Source organism: Cupriavidus basilensis OR16 (assembly GCF_000243095.1).
In the GTDB taxonomy this organism is placed as follows: domain Bacteria; phylum Pseudomonadota; class Gammaproteobacteria; order Burkholderiales; family Burkholderiaceae; genus Cupriavidus; species Cupriavidus basilensis_D.
This window is the reverse complement of sequence record NZ_AHJE01000021.1, coordinates 1-24,502: the sequence shown is the minus strand read 5'-3', so window position 1 is coordinate 24,502 and position 24,502 is coordinate 1. Positions and strand designations below refer to the sequence as shown.

The following is a 24,502-nucleotide window of genomic DNA, read 5'->3' as shown; positions in this document are numbered from 1 at the left end:
GATTGCGGGTCAGAAAGCAATAGAATCAGGCCATGCTGAAAACCACGATCGATCCCTACGAGAACACGCCGCGCGATGCCGTCGTGACGGCACGAGACTACGCGGACGGCGCGCTTTTCCCATCGCACCTCCATCAGCGCGGGCAATTCGCCTATGCCGCGCGTGGTGTCATCACGGTACTCACCGAAGAAGGCAACTGGGTGGTGCCGCCCCAGCGCGCTGTCTGGGTGCCGGCCCGGCTGCCTCACGCCATGCAGATGCGCGGGCCGGTCACCATGCTCAATACCTACATCCGCAAGCAGGCCGCGCAGCGCCTGGGCCTGCCTGCGCATTGCCAGGTCTTCGATGTGTCGCCGCTGTTGAAGCAATTGCTGCAGAAGGCGCGCGACGTGCCCGCGCTCTATGCGACCGATGGGCGCGATGGCCATCTGATGGGTCTGTTGCTGCACGAGATCGCCGAGATGCCCGCGCTACGTCTCAATGCGCCATTGCCAGCCCGGCCGTGGTTCGGCTCGGCAAAGGCGAACCCGTTACGCGCGTTGCAATGGAGCTGGGTTACAGCAGCGCAAGTGCATTCGCGACGGCCTTCAAGCATGTGCTGGGGGAGGTGCCCAGCCGATACTTCGCAGAACGAGGCGCTTAGGCATCCAATCCCGATCCGAACTTGGGTGATCTCCTTCGGTGGCGCGCAGAAATCTCGGGGGGGTATCTACGGCGGGCCAGGTGATGAACCGTGGGAGAACACGCCGTGTACGGCCTCGGCGCAGATCAGCCAATGCGGTGCCGGCGTCGGCATGAAACGAAAAAGCCCGCTGCCGGTGAGGCGCGGGCTTCTGACCATCCCCTCGGTCCTGCCTTCCTGGTTTCCCTTATCCCCTATCCCCTATCCCCTATGCAGCCAGTCGGAACGACGCCACCGAGCGCATCATCGATTGCGCCTGTTCGGCCAGCGCTGCGGCCGCGGCGGCGGCCTGTTCCACCAGCGCCGCGTTTTGCTGGGTCACCGTGTCCATCTGGTTGACCGCCTGGCCGACCTGCTCGATGCCGGCGCTCTGCTCGTTCGAGGCCGCGCTGATCTCGCCCATGATGTCGGTCACGCGCTTGACGGCGCCGACGATGTCTTGCATGGTCTGGCCGGCCTTGGCGACCAGCGCGGAGCCGTTGTCCACCTGGGCCACCGAGTTGTCGATCAGGCCCTTGATCTCCTTGGCGGCGGTAGCGGAGCGCTGGGCCAGGCTGCGCACCTCGCCCGCCACCACGGCGAAGCCGCGGCCTTGTTCGCCGGCGCGGGCCGCTTCCACGGCGGCGTTCAGCGCCAGGATATTGGTCTGGAAGGCGATGCCTTCGATCACGCCGATGATGTCGACGATCTGGCGCGAGGCGCCGTTGATCTCGCCCATGGTGGTCACCACCTGGTTGACCACCTGCCCGCCGCGTTGCGCGATATCGGAGGCGTTGACCGCCAGCGAGCTGGCCTGGCGCGCATTGTCCGCGTTCTGGCGCACGATGCCCGTCAGCTCTTCCATGCTCGACGCGGTTTGCTCCAGCGCCGAGGCTTGTTCCTCGGTGCGTTGCGACAGGTCGGTATTGCCGGCGGAAATCTGCTGCGTGGCCGAGGCGATCGAGTCCGCCGCGCCGCGGATCTCGCCGAGCGTGCCGGACAGGCGCTGCTGCATGCGTTGCATGGCTGCCAGCAGGCTGGTCTGGTCGCCGGCGTGGATGCGCACGGGCACGGTGAAGTCGCCCTCGGCGATGCGCGTGACCACCTCGGTGGCGTAGGCCGGATCGCCGCCCAGGCTCCTGCGCACGGTGCGCATGATGGCCAGCATGAATACCGACACCAGCGCGCCGATCAGCAAGGTGCTGACGGCCACCGAGATCAGGTTGTCCTGGAAGCTGTTTTCGATGTCCTTGAGGTACACGCCGGTGGCCACGTGCCAGTCCCAGGCCGGCACATAGCGCACGTAGGTCAGCTTGCGCGCGGGGGTTTCCGTGCCCGGGATGCGGCCGCGGTAGGTGACGAAGCTGTCATCGGGGCTGGCGCCGGCGCGCGCGCCCGCCTTGCCCGCATCGACGATGCTCTGGTAGACCAGCTTGCCGTCGGGGTCCTTGAAGTCGCCCACGATCTTGCCTTCCGTATCCGGCAGGCCGGGGTTGAGCACCACCTGTGGCTTGGAGTTGAGCAGGAACAGGTAGCCCTTGTCGCCGAAGCGCATCACGCGCAGCGTGTCCTTGGCCGCTGCCTGCGCGGCTTCAAGGCTCATGGTGCCGTTGGCGGTGCGGTCCACGTAGAGCTTGATGACGCCTTCGGCGGTGGCCACCAGCGACTGCAGGCTCTCGCGGCGCTCGGCCATCATGGTGGCGCGGGTGTGCACGGCGCCCCAGGTGCCCAGCGCCAGCAGGGCCAGCCACATCGCCACCAGCGCGGCCCAGAGTTTGGCGTTCAACGAGATTCGATTCATGATCATGCTTAGCGGGAACGGGCAGCCGTTCGCGCCTGCGGCGCGGCATCGGCCTGACCTTGGTGTTGACAGAGGGGGCACAGCGGGGACGATTCCGCTCGCTGCGCGGAGCCTGGCCACAGCCGGTTAACGACGCATCGCCGGTGGGACTTGAATGGCAGATTGAAAAGTGCCTTAAGAGATTCTCGATTCTCGATTCCGAGCCGGCAGGCTTTTCGATCCCTGCCTACAATGTGCCTTTCGCCGCGCCCGGATCACGGCCGGCTCGATGCAACCCGCGGAGCAAAACGCATGACCTCAAGCATCACCACGCGCAAACTGGGCCGGTCCGGGCTGGAAGTCTCGCCCCTGGCATTCGGCGGCAATGTGTTCGGCTGGAGCGCCGACGAGGCCACTTCCTTCAAGCTGCTCGATGCCTTTGCCGGTGCCGGCCTCAACTTCATCGATACGGCCGACGTGTATTCGCGCTGGGTGCCAGGCAACCAGGGGGGCGAGTCCGAAGCCATCCTCGGCAGGTGGTTCAAGCGCAGCGGCAAGCGTGCCAGCGTGGTGCTGGCCACCAAGGTGGGCATGGACATGGGCGAAGGCCGCAAGGGCTTGTCGCGTGCCTATATCGAACGGGCCGTCGACGCTTCGCTGCAACGCCTGCAGACCGACTACATCGATCTCTACCAGTCGCATACCGACGACCCGGACACCCCGCTGGAAGAAACGCTGGACACCTACGACCGCCTGATCAAGGCTGGCAAGGTGCGCGCCATAGGCGCCTCCAACTACACCGCCGCGCGCCTGGCCGAGGCGCTGGAAACCAGCCGCCGCTACAACCTGCCACGCTATGAAAGCCTGCAGCCGCACTACAACCTCTATACCCGCAGCGAATATGAGAGCGAGCTGGAGCCGCTGGTGCTGCGTGAAGGCCTGGGCGTGTTCAACTACTATGCGCTGGCTAGCGGCTTTCTGAGCGGCAAGTACCGCTCCGAGGCCGACCTGGACAAGAGCGGCGCGCGCGGGCAGCGCGTGAAGGCCTACCTGGACGCGCGCGGGCTGCGCATCCTGGCGGCGCTGGACGAAGTCGCGGCGCGCACCGCCACCAACCCGACGCAGGTTGCGCTGGCCTGGCAGATCGCGCGCCCCAGCATTACCGCGCCAATTGCCAGCGCGACCTCGCTGGCGCAGCTGGATGACCTGATTGCCGCCACGCGCCTGCAACTGGGCGCCGCCGATATCGCGTTGCTGGATCAGGCCAGCGCCTGAGCGCGGCCAGCCTGGAGGAGACACGGGATGCATGAGAACAGGAAGAGCCACGCTCATGGCGCCAATGGGAACACGCCGGACCTGAGCGCGGTCAAGGCGCTGGTGTTCGACGTATTCGGCACCGTGGTGGACTGGCGCACCAGCGTCATCGCCGAGCTGTCCGCGTTCGGGCGGAAGAAGGGCATCGAAGCCGACTGGACCGCCTTCGCCGACGCCTGGCGCGCCGGCTATGTGCCCGGCATGGAGCGCGTGCGCAAGGGTGAGCGGCCATGGGCCAATATCGACGTGCTGCATCGCGAGCGGCTCGATGCGCTGCTCGATCAGTTCGGCATCGAGGACCTGGGCGAAACGGAGAAAGACCACCTCAACCGCGCCTGGCACCGCCTGCGCGGCTGGCCGGATACCGTGCCCGGCCTCACGCGGCTAAAGCAGCGCTATATCATCTCGACCTTTTCCAATGGCAGCGTGCAGTGCCTGGTCGATACGGCCAAGCATGCCGGCCTGCCGTGGGACGCGGTGTTCAGCGCGGACATCGTGCGCCACTTCAAGCCGGAGGCGGAGATCTACCAAGGCGTGATTGCCTTCTTCGACCTGCAGCCGTCCGAGGTGATGCTGGTTGCGGCGCACAACAATGACCTGCGGCATGGCCGCTCGCACGGCATGCGCACCGCCTATGTCAACCGGCCGACGGAGTACGGGCCGAACCAGTCGAAGGATCTGGCGGCCGAGTCGGACTGGGACGTGGTGGTGGATAGCTTGACGGCGCTGGCGGGCCGGCTGGGCGCTTGAGCGCTTGAGCGCCTGCATGCGCTGGCTCGCGCACTTCCGGCGGTGCAAGCCCGGCGCCTGCGCCTGGCCGGCGCATTCGGGTTTGCCCAAGGTGCTCCCTGTCGGATACATTAAGACTCCCGGCCGCCCACGCCGCAACCCCGCGGCGCACAGAGGCCACGCCAGAGCCGGGAGTTGGCGCGCCGGCAGGGCCACGCGCCAGGAGACGACAAGGAGACCACGATGGACCTGCGGCAACGCGAGCACATCGACACGGTAGTCCGGCTCACCACCCGCGCCAGCGCGCCGATGGTGCGTGCGCCGGAAACCATCATCCAGAATTCGTGGCGGCGCTGCGTGCATCAGTACGGGCTGGATCCGGCGCGCATGCAAGAGGCGCGCATCCTGCCGCAGACCCGGCTGCGCGAGCATCAGCAGCGCATCGACGATTTCGCACGGATCGCCCGCCACGGGCTGCAGACGCTCTATAGCCAGGTGGCCGGCATGGGCTACGTGGTGCTGCTGACCGATGCGCAGGGCGTGACGGTGGATTACCTGGGCGACGCCAACGCCGATAATGGAGCGAATCCGGCGCCGGCACCTGTGCGGTGGGTACCGCGCTGGCCACCGGCCAGGCGCTGACCGTGCACCAGGCGGATCATTTCGATGCCACGCATATCCCGCTGACCTGCACCGCCGCGCCGCTGTTCGATTCGCACGGCAGTCTCTGCGCCATCCTCGATATTTCCGCGCTGACTTCGCCGCAGGCCAAGGATAGCCAGGGCCTGGCGCTGCAGATGGTGCGCATCTACGCCAGCCGGATCGAGAACGCCAGCTTCGTGCGCAGCCACCGCGAAGACTGGATCCTCAAGCTCAATGCCGCGCCGGAGTTCGTCGACGTCAACCCGGAATACCTGCTGGCGCTCGATGCCGGTGGCCGCATCGTCGGCCATAACCGCCGCGCGCAGCAGATGCTGGAGGCGGAACTGGGGGTAGCCCCCGGCGGCGCGGCGCTGCTGGGCATGCCGTTCGAGTCGCTGTTCGAGGCGCGGCTCGATGAGCTGGGCCGCTTCGTCCATTCGCGCCCCAGCGAACAGCGCGCGCTGGCGCTGGCCCGCAGCGGCGCGCGGCTATACCTGAGCGTGATGCCGCCGGCCCTGCGCTGGCAACGCGCGCGCGACAACGCTGGGCGGGCCACGCCGCTGCAGGCGCCACTGGCTGCGCTGTGCGGTGGCGACGCCGCGCTGCAGCAGCAATTGCTGCGCGCCGCCAAGCTGGTCGATTCGCCCATCAACCTGCTGATCAACGGCGAAACCGGCAGCGGCAAGGAATACCTGGCCAAGGCCCTGCACCAGGCCAGCGCGCGCCGCGACGGCCCCTTCGTGGCAGTGAATTGCGCGGCGATTCCCGAATCCCTGATCGAGAGCGAGCTGTTTGGCCATCTGCCCAACAGCTTCTCGGGCGCCGGCTCCCGGCCCAAGCGCGGGCTGATCCAGGAGGCCGACGGCGGCACGCTGTTCCTCGACGAGATCGGCGATATGCCGCGCGAGCTGCAATCGCGCCTGCTGCGCGTGCTGGCCGAAGGCGAGGTGCTCTCCATCGGCGCGGCGCGCCCGGTGCCGGTCAACCTGCGGGTGATTTCCGCCACGCACCATCCGCTGGACCAGCTGGTGAGCAGCGGGCGCTTCCGTGAGGACTTGTACTACCGGCTCAACGGCGCGCGGCTGATGCTGCCACCGCTGCGCGAGCGCACGGACCTGGATTGGCTGATCGGCAAGATGCTGGATGGCGGCGGCAAGCCGGCTACCATGAGCCTGTCGCCCGCAGCGCGTGCGCGGCTGCACGCGCACCGCTGGCCCGGCAACCTGCGCGAGCTGCGCAATGCGCTGGAGTACGCGCGGGCGGTCTGCGACGACGGCCACATCGAGGTGGAGGATCTCCCGGAAGGGATTGGCGAGGGGACGGCGCAGCAGGGCTGGCTTGCGGTTTGCGCCAGCGTCCCGCCGGGCAGCGCGGCCGTCGAAGCCGCCTGCGCGCCGGCCTTGCCAGCCGCTGGCTTCGATCCGCATCCATTGCCGCCGGAAGTGCAATACCTGCGCGCGGCTGGCTGGAACCTGAGCGCGGTGGCCCGCCAGATCGGCGTGAGCAGGATGACGCTGTACCGCCGCATGGCGCGCTACGGCATCGCGTCGCCCAACCAGCGCGACGCGGCGCATTAGCCAGCCAGCCAGCGAGCATGGCGGCGCGGCTCGCCCGCACCGCCTTCCCTGCCCAGCGCAAGATCCCCGCGACACTTGCTACACCCGCTACACCCGCTACACACCCGCTACACCCGCTACACCTGTTCACCCCTCTGTACACGTGATGCTGTGACACCTGTCACGCCGCGGCGTGCGCATGGCCCGCAATATCCCTGCACGCCCCGCATTTTCCTGGGGTAATCCCGAGTTTTTTCCGCCTCCGACGTGCTGATACGGGTTGGCACGGCCGTTGCGATATGCCTGTCATAACCAGAAAGACAGGAGACAGGCATGGGTGAGCAAGCGCTGGCCGGCCGGCCACTGGTCGGCATCATCGCCAACCCGATTTCCGCGCGCGATATCCGCCGCGTGATCGCCAACGCCAACACGCTGCAGCTGGCCGATCGCGTCAATATCGTGCTGCGCCTGCTGGCCGCGCTGGCCGCCTGTGGCGTTGGCCGCGTGCTGATGATGCCGGACCGCGAAGGCATGCGCGTGCTGCTGGCGCGCCACCTGTCGCGCCGCCAGGGGCCGGACGCCGCGCTGCCGGAAGTGGCGTACCTCGACATGCCGGTCACCGCGCGCGTCGACGACACCTTGCTGGCCGCGCGCATGCTGCGCGAGGCGGGCGTTGCCGCCATCATCGTGCTCGGTGGCGATGGCACCCACCGCGCGGTGGTGCGCGAATGCGGCAACGTGCCGATTGCCGGCATCTCTACCGGCACCAACAACGCCTATCCCGAAATGCGCGAGCCCACCATCACCGGGCTGGCCACGGGGCTGTTTGCCAGCGGCCGCATTCCCGCCGCGCATGCGCTGGCCGGCAACAAGCGGCTGGACATCGCGATTGCCGGCGACGACGAGGTGCGCCGCGACATCGCCCTGGTCGACGCCGTGATCTCCCACGAGCATTTCATCGGCGCACGCGCCTTGTGGAAGACCGAGACGCTGGGCGCGGTCTACGTGTCCTTCGCCGATCCGCAGGCGATTGGCCTGTCCGCCATCGGCGGCTTGCTGGAACCCGTGGGCAGGCATGAGTCCGGCGGCCTGGCGATCGAGCTGGCGGCACCCGGCGAAGGCCGCTTCGCGCTGCGCGCGCCAATCGCGCCGGGCCTGCTGCGCGCGGTGCCCATCGCGGGCTGGGAGCGCCTGACCAACGGTGTTGCGCACCGCGTGCGCCAGCGCGCCGGCATCGTCGCGCTCGACGGCGAGCGCGAGCTGGTATTCGGCCCGCGGGACGAAGTCACCGTGACGTTGCGCGAGCACGCCTTCCTGAGCATCGACGTGGCGGCCTGCATGCGCTACGCCGCCGCGGCGGGGCTGATGCGCGGCGAGTGTGCGCCGCCGCAGCAACCCCCACCCCCACCCCAGCCACTCACCGAGCTTTTTACCGCCACCACAAAATCATGAAATCATGAAGGAGACAGACATGACAGCCAACGCATCCGGTACCACCGGGAACACGCTGCCCCTCGACAAGCAGGAACTGCTCGCCGTCTATCGCAGGATGCGCACCATCCGCGATTTCGAAGAGCGCCTGCACGTGGACTTCGGGCGTGGCGATATCCCCGGCTTCGTCCACCTCTACGCCGGCGAGGAAGCCGCCGGGGTCGGCATCCTGCATCACCTGGGCGACGGCGACCGCATCGCCAGCACGCACCGCGGCCACGGCCACTGCATCGCCAAGGGCGTGGATCCGGTGGCGATGATGAAGGAGATCTACGGGCGCAAGGGCGGCTCCTGCAACGGCAAGGGCGGCTCCATGCATATCGCCGACCTGTCCAAGGGCATGATGGGCGCCAATGGCATCCTGGGCGCGGGCGCGCCGCTGGTCTGCGGTGCCGCGCTGGCCGCCAAGTTCCGCGGCAAGGGCGAGATCGGCATCACCTTTGCCGGTGACGGCGCGTCCAACCAAGGCACCTTCCTGGAGAGCCTGAACCTGGCCGCGGTGTGGAACCTGCCGGTGATCTTCGTGATCGAGAACAACGGCTATGCCGAATCCACCGCGCGCGACTACGGCACGGCAGTGGACAGCTACGTGGACCGCGCCGCCGGTTTCGGCATTCCCGGCGTGACGGTGGATGGCACTGATTTCTTCGCCGTGCACGAGGCTGCGGGCGAAGTCATCAAGCGTGCCCGCGAAGGCGGCGGCCCGGCCCTGCTGGAATGCAAGATGGTCCGCTTCTACGGCCACTTCGAAGGCGACGCGCAAACCTATCGTGCCGCCGGCGAGCTCGACGATATCCGCGCCAACAAGGATTGCCTGAAGAAGTTCACCGCCACCGTGACCCAGGCCGGCGTGATCGCGCTGGAGGAGCTCAAGGCCATCGACGAGCAGGTTGCCGCGCTGATCGAGGACGCGGTGCAGCAGGCCAAGGCGGCGCCGTTCCCCACGCCCGCCGACCTGCTGACCGATGTGTACGTCAGCTACTGAGCGCCCGGCCTCAGCCATTCCAAGACATAACGACAGCAAGCACGATCAGGAGACCACACCATGTCCCGCAAATTAAGCATGAAGCTGGCGATCAACGAGGCGATCGACCAGGAAATGACCCGTGACCCGAGCGTGATCATGCTCGGCGAAGACATCGTCGGCGGCGCCGGCGCGGACGGGGAGAAAGACGCCTGGGGCGGCGTGCTCGGCGTGACCAAGGGCTTGTACGCCAAGCACGGCGACAGGTTGCTCGACACGCCGTTGTCTGAATCCGCCTATGTGGGCGCGGCCATCGGCGCCGCCGCTTGCGGCATGCGCCCGATTGCCGAACTGATGTTCATCGATTTCATGGGCGTGTGCTTCGACCAGATCTTCAACCAGGCGGCCAAGTTCCGCTACATGTTTGGCGGCAAGGCCGAGACGCCGGTGGTGATCCGCGCCATGGTGGGCGCGGGCTTTCGCGCGGCGGCCCAGCACAGCCAGATGCTGACGCCGCTGTTCACGCATATCCCAGGCCTCAAGGTGGTGTGCCCCAGCACGCCGTATGACACCAAGGGCCTGCTGATCCAGGCGATCCGCGACAACGATCCGGTGATCTTCTGCGAGCACAAGAACCTCTACGGCTTCGAAGGCGAGGTGCCGGAGAACTCATACGCAATCCCCTTTGGCGAGGCCAACATCGTGCGCGACGGCAAGGACGTCTCCATCGTCACCTATGGCCTGATGGTGCACCGCGCGCTGGAAGCCGCGGCCACGCTGGCCAAGGAAGGCATCGAGGCGGAAATCGTGGATCTGCGCACGCTCTCGCCGCTGGATATCGACACCGTGCTGGAGTCGGTGGAACACACGGGCCGCCTGGTGGTGGTGGACGAAGCCAGCCCGCGTTGCAATATCGCTACCGACATCTCGGCACAGGTGGCGCAGCGCGCGTTCGGCGCGCTCAAGGCCGGCATCGAGATGGTCTGCCCGCCGCACACGCCGGTGCCGTTTTCGCCCGCGCTGGAAGACCTCTACATCCCCAGCGCGGCGCACATCGCCGACGCCGCGCGCAAGACCGTGAAGGGAGGGAAACACTGATGGCCGATATCACTCCGATCGTCATGCCCAAATGGGGCCTGTCGATGAAAGAGGGCACGATCAACGACTGGCTGGTCGAGGAAGGTACGCAGATCACGGTCGGCATGCCGATCCTGGACGTGGAGACCGACAAGATCGCCAATGCGGTGGAAGCACCGGACGCCGGCACCCTGCGCCGCAAGGTGGCGGCCGTGGGCGACATCCTGCCGGTCAAGGCGCTGCTCGGTGTGCTGGCGCCGCCCGAGGTCAGCGACGCGGACATCGACGCCTTTGTCGCCGCCTATGAAACGCCCGCCGCCGATGAGCAAGACGAGGGCGCCGCAGCAGCCGCCTATCAGTTCATCGATGTCGACGGCATTCGCGTGCGCTACGCAAAGCGCGGGGAGGGCGCGGACACCGTACTGTTCATCCATGGCTTCGGCGGGGATCTGGACAACTGGCTGTTCAACCTCGACGCACTGGCCGATGCGCACACCGTCATCGCGCTGGACCTGCCGGCGCACGGACACGCCACGCCCAGGCTGCCCGGCACCACGCTGGCATCGCTGGCAGGGTTCGTCGCGCATTTCATGGATGCACTCGACATCGGGCAGGCCCACCTGGTGGGCCATTCGATGGGCGGCGGCGTAGCCGCGCAGCTAGCGGTGGACGCGCCGCAACGCGTGCGCTCGGTCGCGCTGGTGGAACTCCTGTTCGCCGATGCCGGGCTGGTCAGCCGCCAGATGCTGGACGACCTGCTCAGGTACAAGCGGCTGGACGGCGTTACGGAAGCGCTCGGCGCGCTCGGCGCCAGCCTGTTCGGTGGCGGCCGGCAAACCGAACTGCCCGGTCACAGGCTGGGAGGCACCGGCAAGCCGGTGCTGGTGATCTGGGGCGCGCAGGATCAGATCATCCCCGCGTCGCATGCGGCCAATGCGCCAGCCGGCGCGACGGTGAAGGTGTTCGACGATGCGGGCCATATGAGCCAGATGGAGAAAGCCAACGAGGTGAATGCGCTGCTCAAGCGGCATATCGGCGGCTGACGACCTTGAATTCCGCCGGTTAGCTCCCCTCTCCCGCAAGCGGGAGAGGGGAGAAGGCCAGCGCGTCGCGCGACGTATTTCGTTGCTGTATGCACTGAAGAAAATCAACAAAACAAGCAAAGGAGACCACCCATGGACGAATCCCTGAAGGGACAAGTAGCCGTCATCACCGGCGGTGCCCGTGGCATCGGCCGAGGCATCGCCCTGACACTCGCCAAAGCCGGCGCCGACATCCTGATCGCCGACCTTCTCGAAGACGCCATGCGCGAAACCGCGGAAGAAGTGCGCGCGCTCGGCCGCCGGGTGAGCACCCTCAAGGTCGACGTGACGAAGGCCGAGATGCACCGCGCCATGATCGGGCAAGCACTCGACCAGCTCGGCGGCCTGGATATCCTGGTCAACTGCGCAGGTGTCATCAGCATCCACCCGGTCGATGCACTCAGCGAGCGTGACTGGGACTTCGTCATGGACGTCAACGCCAAAGGCACCTTCCTCGGCTGCCAGGCCGCGCTAGAGCACATGAAAGCACAGCGCAAGGGCCGCATCATCAACGTCGCCTCGATCGCCGGCAAGGAGGGTTTCCCCAACCTTGCCCACTACAGCGCCTCCAAGTTCGCGGTGGTCGGCTTCACCAACGCCCTGGCCAAGGAAGTCGCACGCGACGGCATCACCGTCAAGCTGATCCCGCAGGGGCGGGCGCAGACGCCCGAAGACATGGGGCGGATGGCGTTGTTCTTCGCGACCATGGACAATGTGACCGGGCAGTCGGTCAACGTCGACGGTGGCTTCACCTTCCATTGACCGGCACCGGGCCGCGGTGCGGCCCGGCATGCGCGCCTTGCGCCCCGGCGCTTACCGGTCATGCCATGCGCTTTGAATTCCTCGATCCCGATCCATCCGACCCCAATCCCCTGCACGCCGAGCAGGCGCTGCTGGAACAGGCATCCGCCGGCCGCTGGCTGGCGCACCTGTGGCAGGCGCCGGTTTCGCTGGTGGTGCCGCGCAGCTACCTGCGGCATGCGCAACTGGAGGCCGCGCGCGCCGATTTTGCCGCGCGTGGCTGCCCGGTCTGGCTGCGCCTGTCAGGCGGAGGCCTGGTGCCGCAGGGCCCGGGCATCGTCAACCTGAGCCTGGCCTACCCGGTGCGCGGGGGCGCTGGGACCCATGCCGAGCCGGTCTATCTGCATCTGTGCGCGGTGCTGGCCGCCGCGTTGCGCCGCCTTGGGTTGCGCACGCACTGGCAGGCAGTGGACGGCTCGTTTTGCGATGGCCGTTTCAACCTGGCCTGGGGCCCGCCGGAGCAGGCCCGCAAGATTGCCGGCACCGCGCAATACTGGCGCCGCGTGGCGGGCGCAGGCGACGCTAGCCTGCACGTGGTGCTGGCGCACGCTGTGCTGCTGGTCAGCGCCGATCCGCAGGAGATCAACGGCCGCGCCAACCATTTCGAGGCCGCTATAGGCAGCGGGCGCCACTACCGTGCCGACAAGGTGGTCAGCGTGGCCCAGGCGCTGGCCGATAGTGGGCAGCCGGTGCCCGGCGATCTCGCCGAGCGCACGTCGCAAGCGCTCGGCGAGGCGCTTGCCGCGACACCGCCGGCTTTCGCGGCGACGATTCCGGCCCAGGCCTAGGCCGTCGTCGCGCGCGGTTTCGTCGTTATTGACGATTCCGTATCCCGGCGAGCGTGGCAAACTGACCGGCAAGACGCTTCCTTCGCGGGAGCGCACAACCGGAGACAGGACATGGCGGGACCGTTGGCTGGACTGAAAGTGGTGGAAATGGTTGGGATCGGCCCGGCGCCGTTCTGCGCGATGATGCTGGCCGACCAGGGCGCCGAGGTGATCCGCATCGACCGCCCGCGCCCAGCCAAGCCGGGCGAGGCGCCGGCCACCGGCGCCGGCCGCGCGCAATGCGACGTGACCGCGCGCGGCAGGCGCTCCCTGGCCATCGACCTGCGCAAGCCCGGCGCGGCCGAGGTCGTGCTGGACCTGATCGCCAAGGCCGACGTGCTGATCGAAGGCTTCCGCCCTGGCGTGATGGAACGCCTGGGCCTGGGGCCGCAGCCTTGCCTGGCGCGCAATCCGGCGCTGGTGTACGGCCGCATGACCGGCTGGGGCCAGCATGGCCCGCTGGCCCAGGCCGCCGGCCACGATATCAACTACATCGCCATTGGCGGCGCCCTGCACGCCATCGGCCGGGCGGGGGAGCCGCCCGTGGTGCCGCTCAACTACGTTGGCGACTTTGGCGGCGGCGGCATGCTGCTGGCGTTTGGCGTGATGTGTGCCGTCAACGAAGCCCGCAACTCCGGCAAGGGGCAAGTGGTGGACGCGGCCATGACCGACGGCACGGCCTTGCTGTCCGCCATGATGTACGGCTTCAAGGCCGCCGGGCGCTGGACCAACCAGCGCGGCGACAACCTGCTGGACGGGGCGGCGCATTTCTATGACACCTATGCGTGCGCGGATGGCAAGTATGTGGCGGTAGGCGCCATCGAGCCGCAGTTCTACGCGCTGCTGCGCGAGCGCTGCGGCCTGGACGACCCGCTCTTCGACAAGCAGCTCGACAAGCGCCACTGGCCCGAGCTCAAGGCCCGCATGACCACGCTGTTCCTCACCCGCACGCGCGCGCAGTGGTGCGAGCTGCTGGAAGGCAGCGACGCCTGCTTTGCGCCGGTGCTGGACTGGGACGAGGCGCCGCAGCATCCGCACAATCGCGCGCGGGAAACCTTCCTGGAAATCGACGGCGTGATGCAGCCGGCCCCGGCGCCGCGCTTCAGCCGCACGCCGGCTGCCGTGCCTCAGGCGCCTGTGGAGCCCGGTGCGGATAGCGAGGCGGTGTTGCGGGATTGGGGCGTGGCGGGGGAGGTGATTAGCGGGTTGCGGAGGGATGGGGTGATTTGATACTGCAACTGCAACTGCAACTGCAACTGCAACTGCAACTGCAACTGCAACTGCAGCTGCTTAACGTCAAAGGCAGTTTCACCCCCCTGCGGGGGGCGACCTACTTTTTTGTCTTGCAGGCAAAAAAGGCGCGCCGGATGGGGCGACACCCTCCTCGTCGGCAGGCAAAAAGAGCGGCCGGGCCCCAAACTCGCATCGCCTTAAGGCGATACTCAAACATGGGTCCCTCTTTTCCGCTCTTTTTGCCTGCCGACGAGGCGCCCCATACGGCCTGGTACACCTTGACGGCTCGCTTCGCATCGCGCTGGGGTGTGGCCCGCCCCTGGGGGCGCTCCACACGGCTACGCCGAATCGTTGATCTGGCGGCGGCGCTCTTGCCTTGGTCCTCGGATGTCGAACGTTTGGGCTTTCGCGCGGGGCGGCATCTGCCGGCACGCTACCGTCTGCCATCCACCAGTTTGTTCCCCTCTCCCGCGTGGCGGGAGAGCAACCGGGGGAGAGGGCGGGCGTTCACTCTCGCATGCCGCGTGCCGGAGGCCCCACGCCCGGAACCCCCGGTGGGCTCGCATGACGTGGGGGAGGCCAGGCGCTAAGCGGCGATGGCATGCTCCTTGATCGCTGCCAATTTCTCCGCGCCGATCTTTTCCTTTGCCATCTCGGTGTCGTAGTGGGTTTGGAGGTTCATCCAGTTTTGGGCATCGGTGCCGAAGAACACGCCGAGTCGGACGGCCGTATCGGCGGTAATGGCGCGCTCGCCCTTGACGATTTCGTTGATACGCCGAGGTGGGACATCGATTGCCTTGGCGAGCGCGTATTGGCTGATCCCAAGCGGCTCAAGCCAGTCCAGTTGCAGGATCTCGCCTGGCGTGGCCAGCGGAATGTCTCGTGCCATGGATTGCTCCTTTAGTGGTAGTCGACGATCTCGACGTCGGTCGCGTTGCCGTTGGCGAAACGAAAGCAGATGCGCCATTGATCGTTGATGCGGATGCTGAACTGTCCCGCGCGATCTCCTTTTAGCGCTTCCAGCCTGTTGTTCGGTGGGATGCGCAAGAAGTTGAGTTCAGTGGCGGCATGCAGTTGCTGTAGCTTTCGCATCGCGACCTTCTCGATGTTGGCGAACCGGGCAACCCGGGTACCAGCAAAGACCGTCTCAGTATCCCGGCAATTGAACGAGGTGATCATGGATTGATAGTAACGTCATGCGTTATTAACGTCAAGCGTTATTATCTTCGGGGTTTGTGGCATGCCGGTGTCTTTCCGGCCGCCCTTTTTGCCTGCCGACGAGGCGCCCCATACAGCCTGGTACGCCTTGACGACTCGCTTCGCATCGCGCTGGGGTGTGGCCCGCCCCTGGGGGCGCTCCACACGGCTACACCGAATCGTTGATCTGGCGGCAGCGCTCTATCCGGGCATTTCGAAGGTTGCCGCGCTCAGTCCGCTGGCCCCAGGATCCGTTCGACAAACTCAGGTGCCAGCGGAACGCCAAGGAAGCGCGAGATTTCCACGATCTGACCGTACAGCATCCACTGCCCGTGGTGCACCGTGCAACCTAGTTCGCGCGCGGCTTTGAGCAGGGGCGTATCGCCATCGCGCACCACCGCTTCGCACACCAGCGTGCCTGCGCTCAGCTGTTGCGCGGGTACTGGCGTGGGGTCCGTGTCGCGCAGGCCGAGGGCCGTGGCGTTGACGACTACTTCGAAGCCGGAGGGGTTGTTGTCGCCGCTGCGGATCGGGACGGATGGCAGCGCTTTGCTCAGGCTCGCGGCGAGCTCTTCGGCCTTGCCGGCGGAGCGGTTGTAGATGACCAGTTCTGCGGGGCTCTCGCGGGCGATGGCGTAGGCCATCGATTTGCCGGCGCCGCCGGCGCCAAGCTGCAGCACGCGCTTGCCGGACAAGCTGTGGCCGCGTTCGCGTGGCCTTTCTCGCGGTCCAAGCGCATGGCGTTGACGGAGCCGACCAGGCGGGCGGTGTCAGTCAGCTCGCCACAGGCGGCGACCACGTTTTCCTTGTGCGGGATGGTGACCACCAGGCCTTGCAGGTTTTGCGCGGCCGGCGCACCGGCAAGGAATGCCTGCAATTGCGCTGAATCCACATGGAAGGGCACGCAGATGGCGTTCAGGCCCTGGCGGGCGACCGAGGCATTGAAGAGTTGCGGCGTGCGCACGTGCGCGATGGGGGCGGCGATGATGCCGACAAGCTGGGTACTGCCATCGATCTGCATTGCGGGATTGTGGGTAATGTGGAGGAAGGGGGAGGGAGAAGGGAGGCGGGACGGACGCGCTCCGTCCCGCGGGCATGCCGATGGCTTAGATGCCGGCCATGCAGGTGTACTTGATGACCAGGTAGTCCTCGATGCCGTAGTGAGAGCCTTCGCGTCCCACGCCCGATTGCTTGACACCGCCGAAGGGCGCCACCTCGTTCGAGATCAGGCCGGTGTTGACGCCGACCATGCCGTACTCGAGCCGCTCGGAAACGCGCCACACGCGGCCGAGATCGCGTGCGTAGAAATAGCTCGCCAGGCCGAATTCCGTGTCGTTGGCCATGGCGACCACTTCGTCCTCGGTCTCGAAGCGGAACAGCGGCGCGAGCGGGCCGAAGGTTTCCTCACGCGCTACCAGCATGCCGGGCTTCACGTCGGCCAGCACGGTAGGCTCGAAAAACGATTGCCCGAGCGCGTGACGCTTGCCGCCTTGCAGCACGCGCGCACCCTTGGAGATCGCGTCGGTGATGTGTTCCTCGACTTTGGTGACGGCCTTGCCGTCGATCAGCGGTCCGATGCGCACGCCGTCTTCCATGCCGTTGCCCACCTTCAGAGCGCGCACCGCCGCGACCAGCTTTTCGGCGAAGGCGTCATAGACCTTGCTGTGCACATAAAGGCGATTGGCGCAGACGCAGGTCTGTCCCGCGTTGCGGTACTTGGACACGATGGCGCCTTCCACGGCGGCATCCAGGTCGGCATCCTCGAACACGATGAAGGGCGCGTTGCCGCCGAGTTCCATCGAGACCTTCTTGACGGTGGATGCCGTTTGCGCCATCAGCGTGCGGCCGACTTCGGTGGAGCCGGTGAAGGTGAGCTTGCGCACCAGCGGGTTGGTGCTGAGCTCGCTGCCGATGGCGGCGGCCGAGCCGGTCACCACCGACAACACGCCGGCCGGGATGCCGGCGCGCTCGGCCAGCACCACCATGGCCAGCGCGGTCAGCGGGGTTTGCGAGGCGGGCTTGACCACCATGGTGCAACCGGCCGCCAGCGCAGGGCCAGCCTTGCGCGTGATCATGGCCGCCGGGAAATTCCACGGTGTGATGGCCGCGCACACGCCCACCGGTTCCTTGGTGACAACGATGCGCTGGTTGCTCACTGGCGCGGGAATGGTCTCGCCGTACACGCGCTTGCCTTCCTCGGCGAACCACTCGATGAAGGAGGCGGCGTAGCCGATCTCGCCGCGCGCTTCTGCAAAGGGCTTGCCTTGCTCGGCGGTCATGATGCGGGCCAGGTCGTCCTGGTTCGCCAGCAGCAATTCGAACCACTTGCGCAGCAGCGCGGAGCGCTCCTTGGCGGTACGCGCGCGCCAGGCCGGCAGGGCGCGGCTGGCGGCCTCGATGGCCTGGCGGGTTTCATCCGCGCCCAGCACAGGCACCTGCCCGACGCGCTCGCCGGTGGCGGGATTAGTCACGTCGATATGGCGCTCTGCATCGATCCAGCAGCCATCGACATAGCACTGCTGGCGCAGCAGGGAGGGGTCTTGGAGTTGCAACATGGTCTGGTTCCGGTTCCGTAGCGATGTTGGGGGGATTCGGCGCAGCGCCGCTGACGGCAGGTTAGCAGGATCCGGCGATCTTGTTGGCCGCCGGACCGATGATCAGCCCGCGATATACAGCCCGCCATTGACGTGCAGCACCTCGCCGGTGACAAAGCTGGCCGCGTCGCTGCACAGGAAGCCGATGGCGGTGGCGATCTCGCGCGGGTGGCCGAGGCGCTTGAGCGGTGTCTGCTCGACGGAATCGGCGCCACGTTTCTGGACCAGCTCGGTGGTCATGGGGGTTTCGATCACCCCCGGCGATACCGCATTGACACGGGTGCGCGGCCCGAGTTCCCGCGCCAGGCTGCGGGTGAGGCTGAGCAGCCCGCCCTTGGAGGCCGAATAGTGCGCATTGTAGTAAGCGCCCCGATGCGCAGCCACCGACGTCAGGTTGACAATGGCGCTGTTCTCGCGCAGCGCGGGAATGGCGCGGCGCACAAGATAGAACACGCCATCCAGGTTGATGGACAGCGTCTGCCGCCATTGCGCATCGCTCATCTGCGCGACCGGCTGGGCCTGGTACAAGCCGGCCGACGGCACCAGGAAATCGATGCCGCCGAAGCGGTCCTGCGCCAGTGCCACGGCGCGGGCGCAATCGTCGGGGTTGGCGGCGTCCATGCGCAGCGTGGCGATGCGCTCGCCGGTGGGGTCCAGCTCGCGCGCAAAGCCAGCGAGGCCGGGTTCGTCGAGATCCGTCAGTACCAGGTTGGCGCCGTGCGCCAGGAACAACTTGGCGGTTTCACGGCCGATGCCGCCATTGGCGCCGGTCAGCAACAGGGTGCGTTGATCGAAGTTGTACATGTTCTCTCCGGGAGGTCAGATATGCAGCGCGCGCCCGTAGGCCGCAAGCACGGCTTCGTGCATGGCCTCGGACATGGTCGGGTGCGGCAGGACGGCGGACATCAGGTCGGCCTCGGTGGTCTCCAACGTCTGCGCGATGGCGTAGCCCTGGATCATCTCGGTGACCTCGTCGCCCACCATATGGGCGCCGAGCAGTTCGCCGCTGCCTTCGTCGAATATGACTTTCACCAGGCCCGCGGTGCTGCCCATGGCAATGGCCTTGCCGTTGCCGACGAAAGGAAACTTGCCGACCTTGACCTGATGGCCGCGCTCCCTGGCCTGTGCCTCGGTCAGGCCTACGCTGGCCACTTGCGGATGGCTGTACGTGCAGGCCGGGATGCGCGTTGTATCGAGTGCATGCGGGTGCAGCCCGGCGATCTGTTCCACGCAGATCACGCCTTCGTGGCTAGCCTTGTGCGCCAGCCAGGGCGGGCCCGCCACGTCACCGATGGCGTACACGCCGGGCTCTGCCGTGCGGCAGAACGCGTCGGTCACGATATGCGTCTTCTCGACCCTGACGGCGGTCTTCTCCAGGCCGAGGTCTTCCACGTTGCCGACGATACCTGCCGCCACCAGCACGACATCGGCCTCGATCTTCGCGCCGCCGGGCTTGCCGCCTCGCAGCTCGACGGACCAGCCGGACGCCTTGCGTTCCGCGCTCCCGATGCTGGCAGCCGTATGCAGCACGATGCCTTCCCGACGCAGGCTGTTGGCCACCTGCGCGGAGATGTCGGCATCCTCCGCTGGCAGGATGCTGGCAGGATGCGGTCCGCCATCTCGATCACCGTCACCTCGACGCCCACCGCCTGATAGAAGCTGGCGAACTCGATGCCGATGGCACCGGCACCGACGATCAGCATGCGCTTTGGCACCACGGGCGGCGCCAGCGCCTCGCGATAGGTCCAGACCGTCTTGCCGTCCGCCGGCAGCGCGGGCAGCTGGCGGGCGCGCGCGCCGGTGGCAAGCAGGATGTGGGCGGACGACACGGTACTCGTCTTGCCATCCGGCGCGGTGACGTCCAGCTTGCCCTTGCCCGCTAACCGTCCGTGGCCGTTGAGCACGGTGACGCCATGCTTCTTCATCAGGTGGACCACGCCCTTGTTGAGCTGCGCGGCAACCGCGCGGGAGCGGGCCACCATGGCCGGCAGGTCGGCAGTGGGCGCGGCTGCGCGCACGCCAAAGGACGCCGCGTTCCTGACCAGGCGCAGCACATCGGCGGAGCGCAGGAGCGCCTTGGTGGGAATGCAGCCCCAGTTCAGGCAGACGCCGCCCAGGTGCTCTTTCTCGACCAGCGCGGTTTTCATGCCGAGCTGCGTGGCACGGATCGCTGCCACATAGCCGCCGGGGCCGCCGCCGACGACGATCAGGTCAAAGGAGGAATTTGCCACGTCATGGTCCTCAGATCAGCATCGACAATGGGTTTTCAAGCAGGCGCTTGAACGCGGCCAACCATTGCGCAGCCAGCGCGCCGTCGATGGCGCGGTGGTCCACCGACAGCGTGCAGCGCATGACCTGCCCGACCTTCAGTTCGCCGTCTTCCACCACCGGCACTGCCTGCGTGGCGCCCACGGCAAGGATGGCGGCCTGTGGCGGATTGATGATGGCGGAGAACTCGGACACACCGAACATGCCCAGGTTGCTCACGCTGAAGCTGCCGCCCTGGTACTCCTCGGGCCGCAGTTGCGAAGCACGCGCGCGCGTCGCCAGGTCGGCGATCTCGGTGCTGATCAGCGACAGCGGCTTCGTGTCTGCCGCGCGCACGATGGGCGTGATCAGGCCGGCGTCGGTGGACACCGCCACGGCGATATCCGCTTGTTGGAAATGCCGCATGGCCGCGTCGGTCCAGCCGACGTTGGCGTCCGGGACCTCGCGCAAGGCAACTGCCACGGCGCGCACGATGAAGTCGTTGAGCGAGATCTTGCGCGGCGCATTGGCATTGATCTCCGTGCGCAGCGCCAGCAGCCGCTCCATGCGGCAATCTGCCGTGAGGTAGAAATGCGGGATGGTGGACTTGCTCTCGCTCAGGCGGCGCGCAATGGTGCGGCGCATATTGCTGTGCGGGACTTCGGTGAGCGCTTCCCTGGGCTGGGCCTGCGGTGCGGCCGGGGGCGCGACGGCAGGTGCGACGGCAGCGGCAGGAACCGCGGCGGCCTGTTCGATATCGCGCTTGACGATGCGGCCGTTGGGGCCACTGCCGCGCAATGCCGCAAGGTCCAGTCCGCGTTGGGCAGCCAGGCGGCGGGCAAGGGGGCTGGCGAAGATGCGCACGGCCTGCGGTGCGGCAGTCTTGGAAGCAGCAACAGCCTCGCCAGCGGATGCCGCCACGGCTTCCTGCGCTTGCGTGCTGCCACCGGAGGCCGCGATCAGCGCATCGATGTCCACGCTGGTTTCGCCGTTGACCAGCAGGACCCCGATCGGCGCGCCCACTTCCACGTCCTGGCCCGCCGCGACCAGGCGGCGGCCGAGTACGCCGGCCGAGTCGGCATTGAGTTCGACCACGGCCTTGTCGGTTTCGATCTCGGCGATGCAGTCGCCCACGGCAATCGTATCGCCTTCGTTCTTGGTCCACGCTTGCAGCGTGGCCTGGGTGGCATTGGCCGCCACCTCAGGCATGCGTAGCAGGGTGGCCATGTCAGGCATTCCTCGGCTGTTGCAGGTCGGGGCGATAAGTCGCGATATCCGCGTACTGCACGATCTCGAGCACATTGCCTTCGGGGTCGCGGCAGAACGCGAGGTAAGTGCCGGGGCGCACCTCAATGCGCTGCGGACCGGTCAGGAACGCCACGCCGGCGGCGATCAGCCTGTCGACCGCGGCCTGGATGTCGTCCACGATAAACGTGAGGTAGGTGGCGTTTGCTTTGTCGAGGATGTATTGGGGAGCGGGCTCGGCTGCCGGCGCTTGCACCGGGGCCAGCAGCTTGATGCGCTCGCCATGGTTCGTCTGCAGGCGCACGGCGGTGTAACCGCCGGCATGCATCGCGGCCTGCACGGCGTTGGCCGCGGGCACGGCAACTTCGCTCACGAAGGTGAAGCCCAGCACCTGCTCATAGAAGCGGCGCATGCGCGGCAGGTCGCGCACGGCGATGCCGACCTCCAGGGGAACAATCATGTTCAGGGTCATTGGAATTCCTTGGATTTCCTTGGATTCGTTCAATTGGCTTGCCGGGTAAGCCCCGGGGCTCAGGTCGCGCCTTTTTCGCGCATCACTTGCCGCAGGCCTTCCACCACTTCCTCGGTGCGGGCGGCAGCGGCACGCTCCAGCACCTTGGAAATGCTCGGCGCGGCTTCCGCCCCGGTCACGCGCTGCACCGGCTGGTCCAGCCAGTCGAAGTAGCGGCGCTGGATCTCGTCGGCCAGCCAGCCGCCGTAGGACGTGCCACGCGCGCCTTGCTCCGCGATCAGCACATTGTTGGTCTTCCTGATGCTCTGCTCGATGGTGTCCCAGTCCAGGCTGGCGCGGTCCAGCCAGCGCAGGTCGATCACTTCGGCGTCGATGCCGGTCTGCTCCACCGCTTCGAGCGAATGGGCGACCATCGACAGGTAGGTGATGACGGTGACGTCGCTGCCGTTGCGGCGCACCGCCGCCTTGCCCACCGGCAGGTGGTAGTCGAAATCGTCGACCGGCCCGACGCCCGATGCGTTGTACAGGTCCACGTGCTCGATCACCAGCACAGGGTCCTTGCACGCCAGCGCCGTGTTCATCAGGCCCACGTAGTCGAACGGCGTGGACGGCGCCACGATGCGCCAGCCCGGGTTGGTGGCGAAGATGCCGGCTGGGTCCATCGAATGCTGCGAGCCGTAGCCCGTGCCCATCGCCACCTTGGTGCGCAGCACCAGCGGCACGTCGCTCTCGCCGCCGAACATATGGCGCGCCTTGCCGATCTGGTTGAAGACCTGGTCGGCGGCCACCCACATGAAGTCCGGGTACATGAACTCGACCACGGGCTTGTAGCGGCCATCCAGCGCCAGCCCGCCGCCGAGGCCCACGAACGCGTTCTCGCTGATCGGCGTGCCCAGCACGCGGTCCGGGAAGGTGTCGCGCAGGCCGCGCGTGGCGCCGTTGGTGCCGCCCTTGAGGCGGTGCACGTCCTCGCCCATCACCACCACCGACCGGTCGGTCTCCATGCGGCGGTGCATGACGTCCGCCACCACGTCGATGAACTTGCGCTTGTCCAGCTTGCCGGAGAAGCCCGCTTCGTCCTCGCAGCGCAGGCCTTCCAGTTCGCTCAGGTCGCCACGGACGCCCACGTCGCGGAAATCCGGGCTCGGCCACAGCTCAGGCCGGATGCGGCGCCTGCCAGGCTTGCCGGAAGGATCGGCCTCGGTCAGCGCGGCCATGGCGTCGCGCATGCCTTGCTTGATGCGCTCGCGCAGCGCGGCGATGTCGTCGGCGCTGATCAGGCCGCGTTCCTGCATGCGGCGCGCCATCAGTTCGAGCGGATCGCGCGCGCGCCATTGCTGTTCTTCTTCCTTGGTGCGGTAGCCAAAGGCGCTCCCCGGGAACGGGCCGTTCTGGTGGAAGAAACGGTAGAGATCGGCTTCGATGACCGTGGGACCCTTGCCGGCGCGCATGTGTGCCAGGGCTTCCTGCGTGGCGAGATACACCGCCAGCGGGTCCATGCCATCGACCTTCCAGCTCGGGATATTGAAGCCCATGCCGCGCGCGGACAGGCGCGGCTCGGCGGTGGATTCTTCCACCGTGGTGGAGACGGCGTAGCGGTTGTTCTCGATAAAGAAGCACAGCGGCAGCTTCCACGCAGCCGCCAGGTTCATGGTCTCCAGCACCGAGCCGATATTGACCGCACCATCGCCGAAGTAGGTGATGGCCACCGCATCCGTGCCCGCGTGCCGGTGCGACCACGCCGCCCCGGCAGCCATCGGCACGCCGCCGCCCACGATGGCGTTGGTCCCCAGCGCGCCAGCCTCGGCCCACTGCAAATGCATGGAGCCGCCACGGCCTTTGCAATAGCCCTGCGCTAGCCCGAGGATTTCCGCAAGCGTGCGCTGCAGCAGGGTTTGCACATCTGCCGACAGCGGTGCGCGCGGGTCGATGCCGTTGGGCGCGAGATAGCCCAGCGCCTTGGAGATGAACTGGTGATGCCCGCGGTGCGAGCCGTTGATCTGGTCGGCACCGGTCAACGACACGATCGAGCCGGCGGCGCCGCCTTCCTGCCCGATGCTGGAGTGCGCTGGGCCGTGGACCAGGCCTTCGGCGGCGAGTTCGAGCACGGCTTCCTCGAAGCCGCGGATCAGGTGCAGGTGGCTTAGCAACGTGCCGAGCAGGGCGGGGTCGGCCTTGGCCCAGTCTTCATCGGTGGTGCGCAGTTCCACCCATTCGGCGGCAGGGCGCAGGGCGTTACGTTCAGACATTTGAGAATCCTTGATTACCGGTCGAAGGTGTATTCAATCGTGTTGGGAACAGCGTGCTCAGAAGCCGTCGGCGGTCCAGCCGCCGTCAGAGACCAGCGCATGGCCGGTGATGAACGCGGCCGAGTCCGAAGCCAGGAAGAGCGCGACTTCCGCCATCTCCTGCGGCGCGCCGAAGCGCCGCAGCGGCGTGCGCGCCAGCAAGGCTTCGCCGTCGATGGCCTTGCTGGCCAGCAACGTTTCCATCAGCGCGGTGCTGGTGTAGCCTGGGCATACGGCGTTGACGTACCCAGGCAGCGGCACGCCGCCCTGGCGCACCATGCGGCGTGCCGCTGCCTGGGTAC

Annotated in this window: 23 protein-coding genes and 3 pseudogenes; 13 read left to right on the top strand and 13 right to left on the bottom strand. The window is 67.1% G+C overall.

The features are described 5' to 3' along the window. Positions 1–32 precede the first annotated feature (32 nt). Positions 33–260, top strand: a pseudogene (locus OR16_RS47655) (AraC family ligand binding domain-containing protein); the annotation flags it as partial. A 284-nt stretch (positions 261–544) separates the two neighbouring features. Beyond that, a complete protein-coding gene (locus tag OR16_RS48175; protein ID WP_423739643.1) occupies positions 545–643 on the top strand; it encodes a hypothetical protein in 99 nt (32 codons plus the stop codon). A 247-nt stretch (positions 644–890) separates the two neighbouring features. On the opposite strand, the gene OR16_RS08875 is transcribed toward OR16_RS48175, so the two are convergent. Beyond that, positions 891–2,462: a methyl-accepting chemotaxis protein gene (locus OR16_RS08875; RefSeq protein ID WP_043419046.1), complete on the bottom strand. Its 1,572-nt coding sequence runs from the start codon at positions 2,460–2,462 to the stop codon at positions 891–893. A gap of 291 nt (positions 2,463–2,753) precedes the next feature. On the opposite strand from OR16_RS08875, the gene OR16_RS08870 reads away from it, so the two are divergent. The 11 genes from OR16_RS08870 to OR16_RS08825 all read left to right on the top strand — a co-directional run bounded on the left by OR16_RS08870 (position 2,754) and on the right by OR16_RS08825 (position 14,154). Further along, positions 2,754–3,716, top strand: coding sequence for an aldo/keto reductase (locus OR16_RS08870; RefSeq protein ID WP_006157634.1), 963 nt, complete (start codon positions 2,754–2,756; stop codon positions 3,714–3,716). A gap of 27 nt (positions 3,717–3,743) precedes the next feature. Then, positions 3,744–4,505 carry a haloacid dehalogenase type II gene (locus OR16_RS08865; RefSeq protein ID WP_006157633.1) on the top strand — a complete coding sequence of 254 codons (762 nt, stop codon included), beginning with the start codon at positions 3,744–3,746 and terminating at the stop codon, positions 4,503–4,505. Positions 4,506–4,727: 222 nt separating this feature from the next. Further along, entirely contained in the window at positions 4,728–5,126 is a 399-nt protein-coding gene (locus OR16_RS48170) for a hypothetical protein (protein ID WP_423739642.1), read from the top strand. Continuing rightward, the gene (locus OR16_RS08860) at positions 5,093–6,703 is read left to right on the top strand and encodes a sigma-54-dependent Fis family transcriptional regulator (RefSeq protein WP_423739641.1); all 1,611 of its coding nucleotides are present in this window, start codon (positions 5,093–5,095) and stop codon (positions 6,701–6,703) included. Before OR16_RS48170 ends, OR16_RS08860 begins: the two co-directional genes overlap by 34 nt. Positions 6,704–7,015: 312 nt before the next feature. Then, positions 7,016–8,134 (top strand): ATP-NAD kinase family protein, encoded by a 1,119-nt coding sequence (locus tag OR16_RS08855; protein WP_006157632.1) that lies wholly within the window; start codon positions 7,016–7,018, stop codon positions 8,132–8,134. Positions 8,135–8,153: 19 nt separating this feature from the next. After that, positions 8,154–9,158: a thiamine pyrophosphate-dependent dehydrogenase E1 component subunit alpha gene (locus OR16_RS08850; protein WP_006157631.1), complete on the top strand. Its 1,005-nt coding sequence runs from the start codon at positions 8,154–8,156 to the stop codon at positions 9,156–9,158. A 60-nt stretch (positions 9,159–9,218) separates the two neighbouring features. Then, entirely contained in the window at positions 9,219–10,235 is a 1,017-nt protein-coding gene (locus OR16_RS08845) for an alpha-ketoacid dehydrogenase subunit beta (protein ID WP_006157630.1), read from the top strand. Beyond that, positions 10,235–11,257 (top strand): acetoin dehydrogenase dihydrolipoyllysine-residue acetyltransferase subunit, encoded by a 1,023-nt coding sequence (locus OR16_RS08840; protein WP_006157629.1) that lies wholly within the window; start codon positions 10,235–10,237, stop codon positions 11,255–11,257. The genes OR16_RS08845 and OR16_RS08840 overlap by 1 nt, the downstream gene beginning before the upstream one ends. 132 nt (positions 11,258–11,389) lie before the next feature. Next, positions 11,390–12,058 carry an SDR family NAD(P)-dependent oxidoreductase gene (locus tag OR16_RS08835; RefSeq protein ID WP_006157628.1) on the top strand — a complete coding sequence of 223 codons (669 nt, stop codon included), beginning with the start codon at positions 11,390–11,392 and terminating at the stop codon, positions 12,056–12,058. A 65-nt stretch (positions 12,059–12,123) separates the two neighbouring features. Next, positions 12,124–12,885 (top strand): lipoyl protein ligase domain-containing protein, encoded by a 762-nt coding sequence (locus tag OR16_RS08830; RefSeq protein ID WP_006157627.1) that lies wholly within the window; start codon positions 12,124–12,126, stop codon positions 12,883–12,885. 111 nt (positions 12,886–12,996) lie between these two features. After that, positions 12,997–14,154, top strand: coding sequence for a CaiB/BaiF CoA transferase family protein (locus OR16_RS08825; protein WP_006157626.1), 1,158 nt, complete (start codon positions 12,997–12,999; stop codon positions 14,152–14,154). Between the two features lie 589 nt (positions 14,155–14,743). On the opposite strand, the gene OR16_RS08820 is transcribed toward OR16_RS08825, so the two are convergent. The 12 genes and pseudogenes from OR16_RS08820 to OR16_RS08775 form a co-directional block, all read right to left on the bottom strand. After that, positions 14,744–15,046, bottom strand: coding sequence for a HigA family addiction module antitoxin (locus OR16_RS08820; RefSeq protein WP_006157625.1), 303 nt, complete (start codon positions 15,044–15,046; stop codon positions 14,744–14,746). An 11-nt stretch (positions 15,047–15,057) separates the two neighbouring features. After that, positions 15,058–15,336 (bottom strand): type II toxin-antitoxin system RelE/ParE family toxin, encoded by a 279-nt coding sequence (locus tag OR16_RS08815; RefSeq protein ID WP_006157624.1) that lies wholly within the window; start codon positions 15,334–15,336, stop codon positions 15,058–15,060. Positions 15,337–15,584: 248 nt separating this feature from the next. Beyond that, on the bottom strand, positions 15,585–16,049 hold the full coding sequence (locus OR16_RS45500) for a shikimate dehydrogenase family protein (RefSeq protein WP_006157623.1): 465 nt from the start codon (positions 16,047–16,049) through the stop codon (positions 15,585–15,587). Positions 16,050–16,153: 104 nt separating this feature from the next. After that, a pseudogene (locus OR16_RS45495) lies at positions 16,154–16,375 on the bottom strand (shikimate dehydrogenase); the annotation flags it as partial. A gap of 85 nt (positions 16,376–16,460) precedes the next feature. Continuing rightward, positions 16,461–17,909 (bottom strand): NADP-dependent succinate-semialdehyde dehydrogenase, encoded by a 1,449-nt coding sequence (gene gabD / locus OR16_RS08805; RefSeq protein ID WP_043419037.1) that lies wholly within the window; start codon positions 17,907–17,909, stop codon positions 16,461–16,463. 102 nt (positions 17,910–18,011) lie between these two features. Further along, a complete protein-coding gene (locus OR16_RS08800) occupies positions 18,012–18,752 on the bottom strand; it encodes an SDR family NAD(P)-dependent oxidoreductase (RefSeq protein ID WP_006157620.1) in 741 nt (246 codons plus the stop codon). Positions 18,753–18,767: 15 nt separating this feature from the next. Further along, positions 18,768–19,508: an FAD-dependent oxidoreductase gene (locus OR16_RS48165; RefSeq protein WP_423739640.1), complete on the bottom strand. Its 741-nt coding sequence runs from the start codon at positions 19,506–19,508 to the stop codon at positions 18,768–18,770. An 89-nt stretch (positions 19,509–19,597) separates the two neighbouring features. After that, positions 19,598–20,125 (bottom strand): annotated as a pseudogene (locus OR16_RS48160) (FAD-dependent oxidoreductase); the annotation flags it as partial. Positions 20,126–20,189: 64 nt separating this feature from the next. Beyond that, a complete protein-coding gene (locus OR16_RS08790; protein WP_006157617.1) occupies positions 20,190–21,422 on the bottom strand; it encodes a pyruvate dehydrogenase complex dihydrolipoamide acetyltransferase in 1,233 nt (410 codons plus the stop codon). A gap of 1 nt (position 21,423) precedes the next feature. Beyond that, entirely contained in the window at positions 21,424–21,912 is a 489-nt protein-coding gene (locus OR16_RS08785) for a VOC family protein (protein ID WP_006157616.1), read from the bottom strand. Between the two features lie 59 nt (positions 21,913–21,971). Further along, entirely contained in the window at positions 21,972–24,161 is a 2,190-nt protein-coding gene (locus tag OR16_RS08780) for an alpha-ketoacid dehydrogenase subunit alpha/beta (protein WP_006157615.1), read from the bottom strand. 57 nt (positions 24,162–24,218) lie between these two features. Next, positions 24,219–24,502, bottom strand: a 284-nt coding sequence (locus tag OR16_RS08775) for an SDR family oxidoreductase (protein ID WP_006157614.1), incomplete at its 5' end; no start/stop codon positions are given.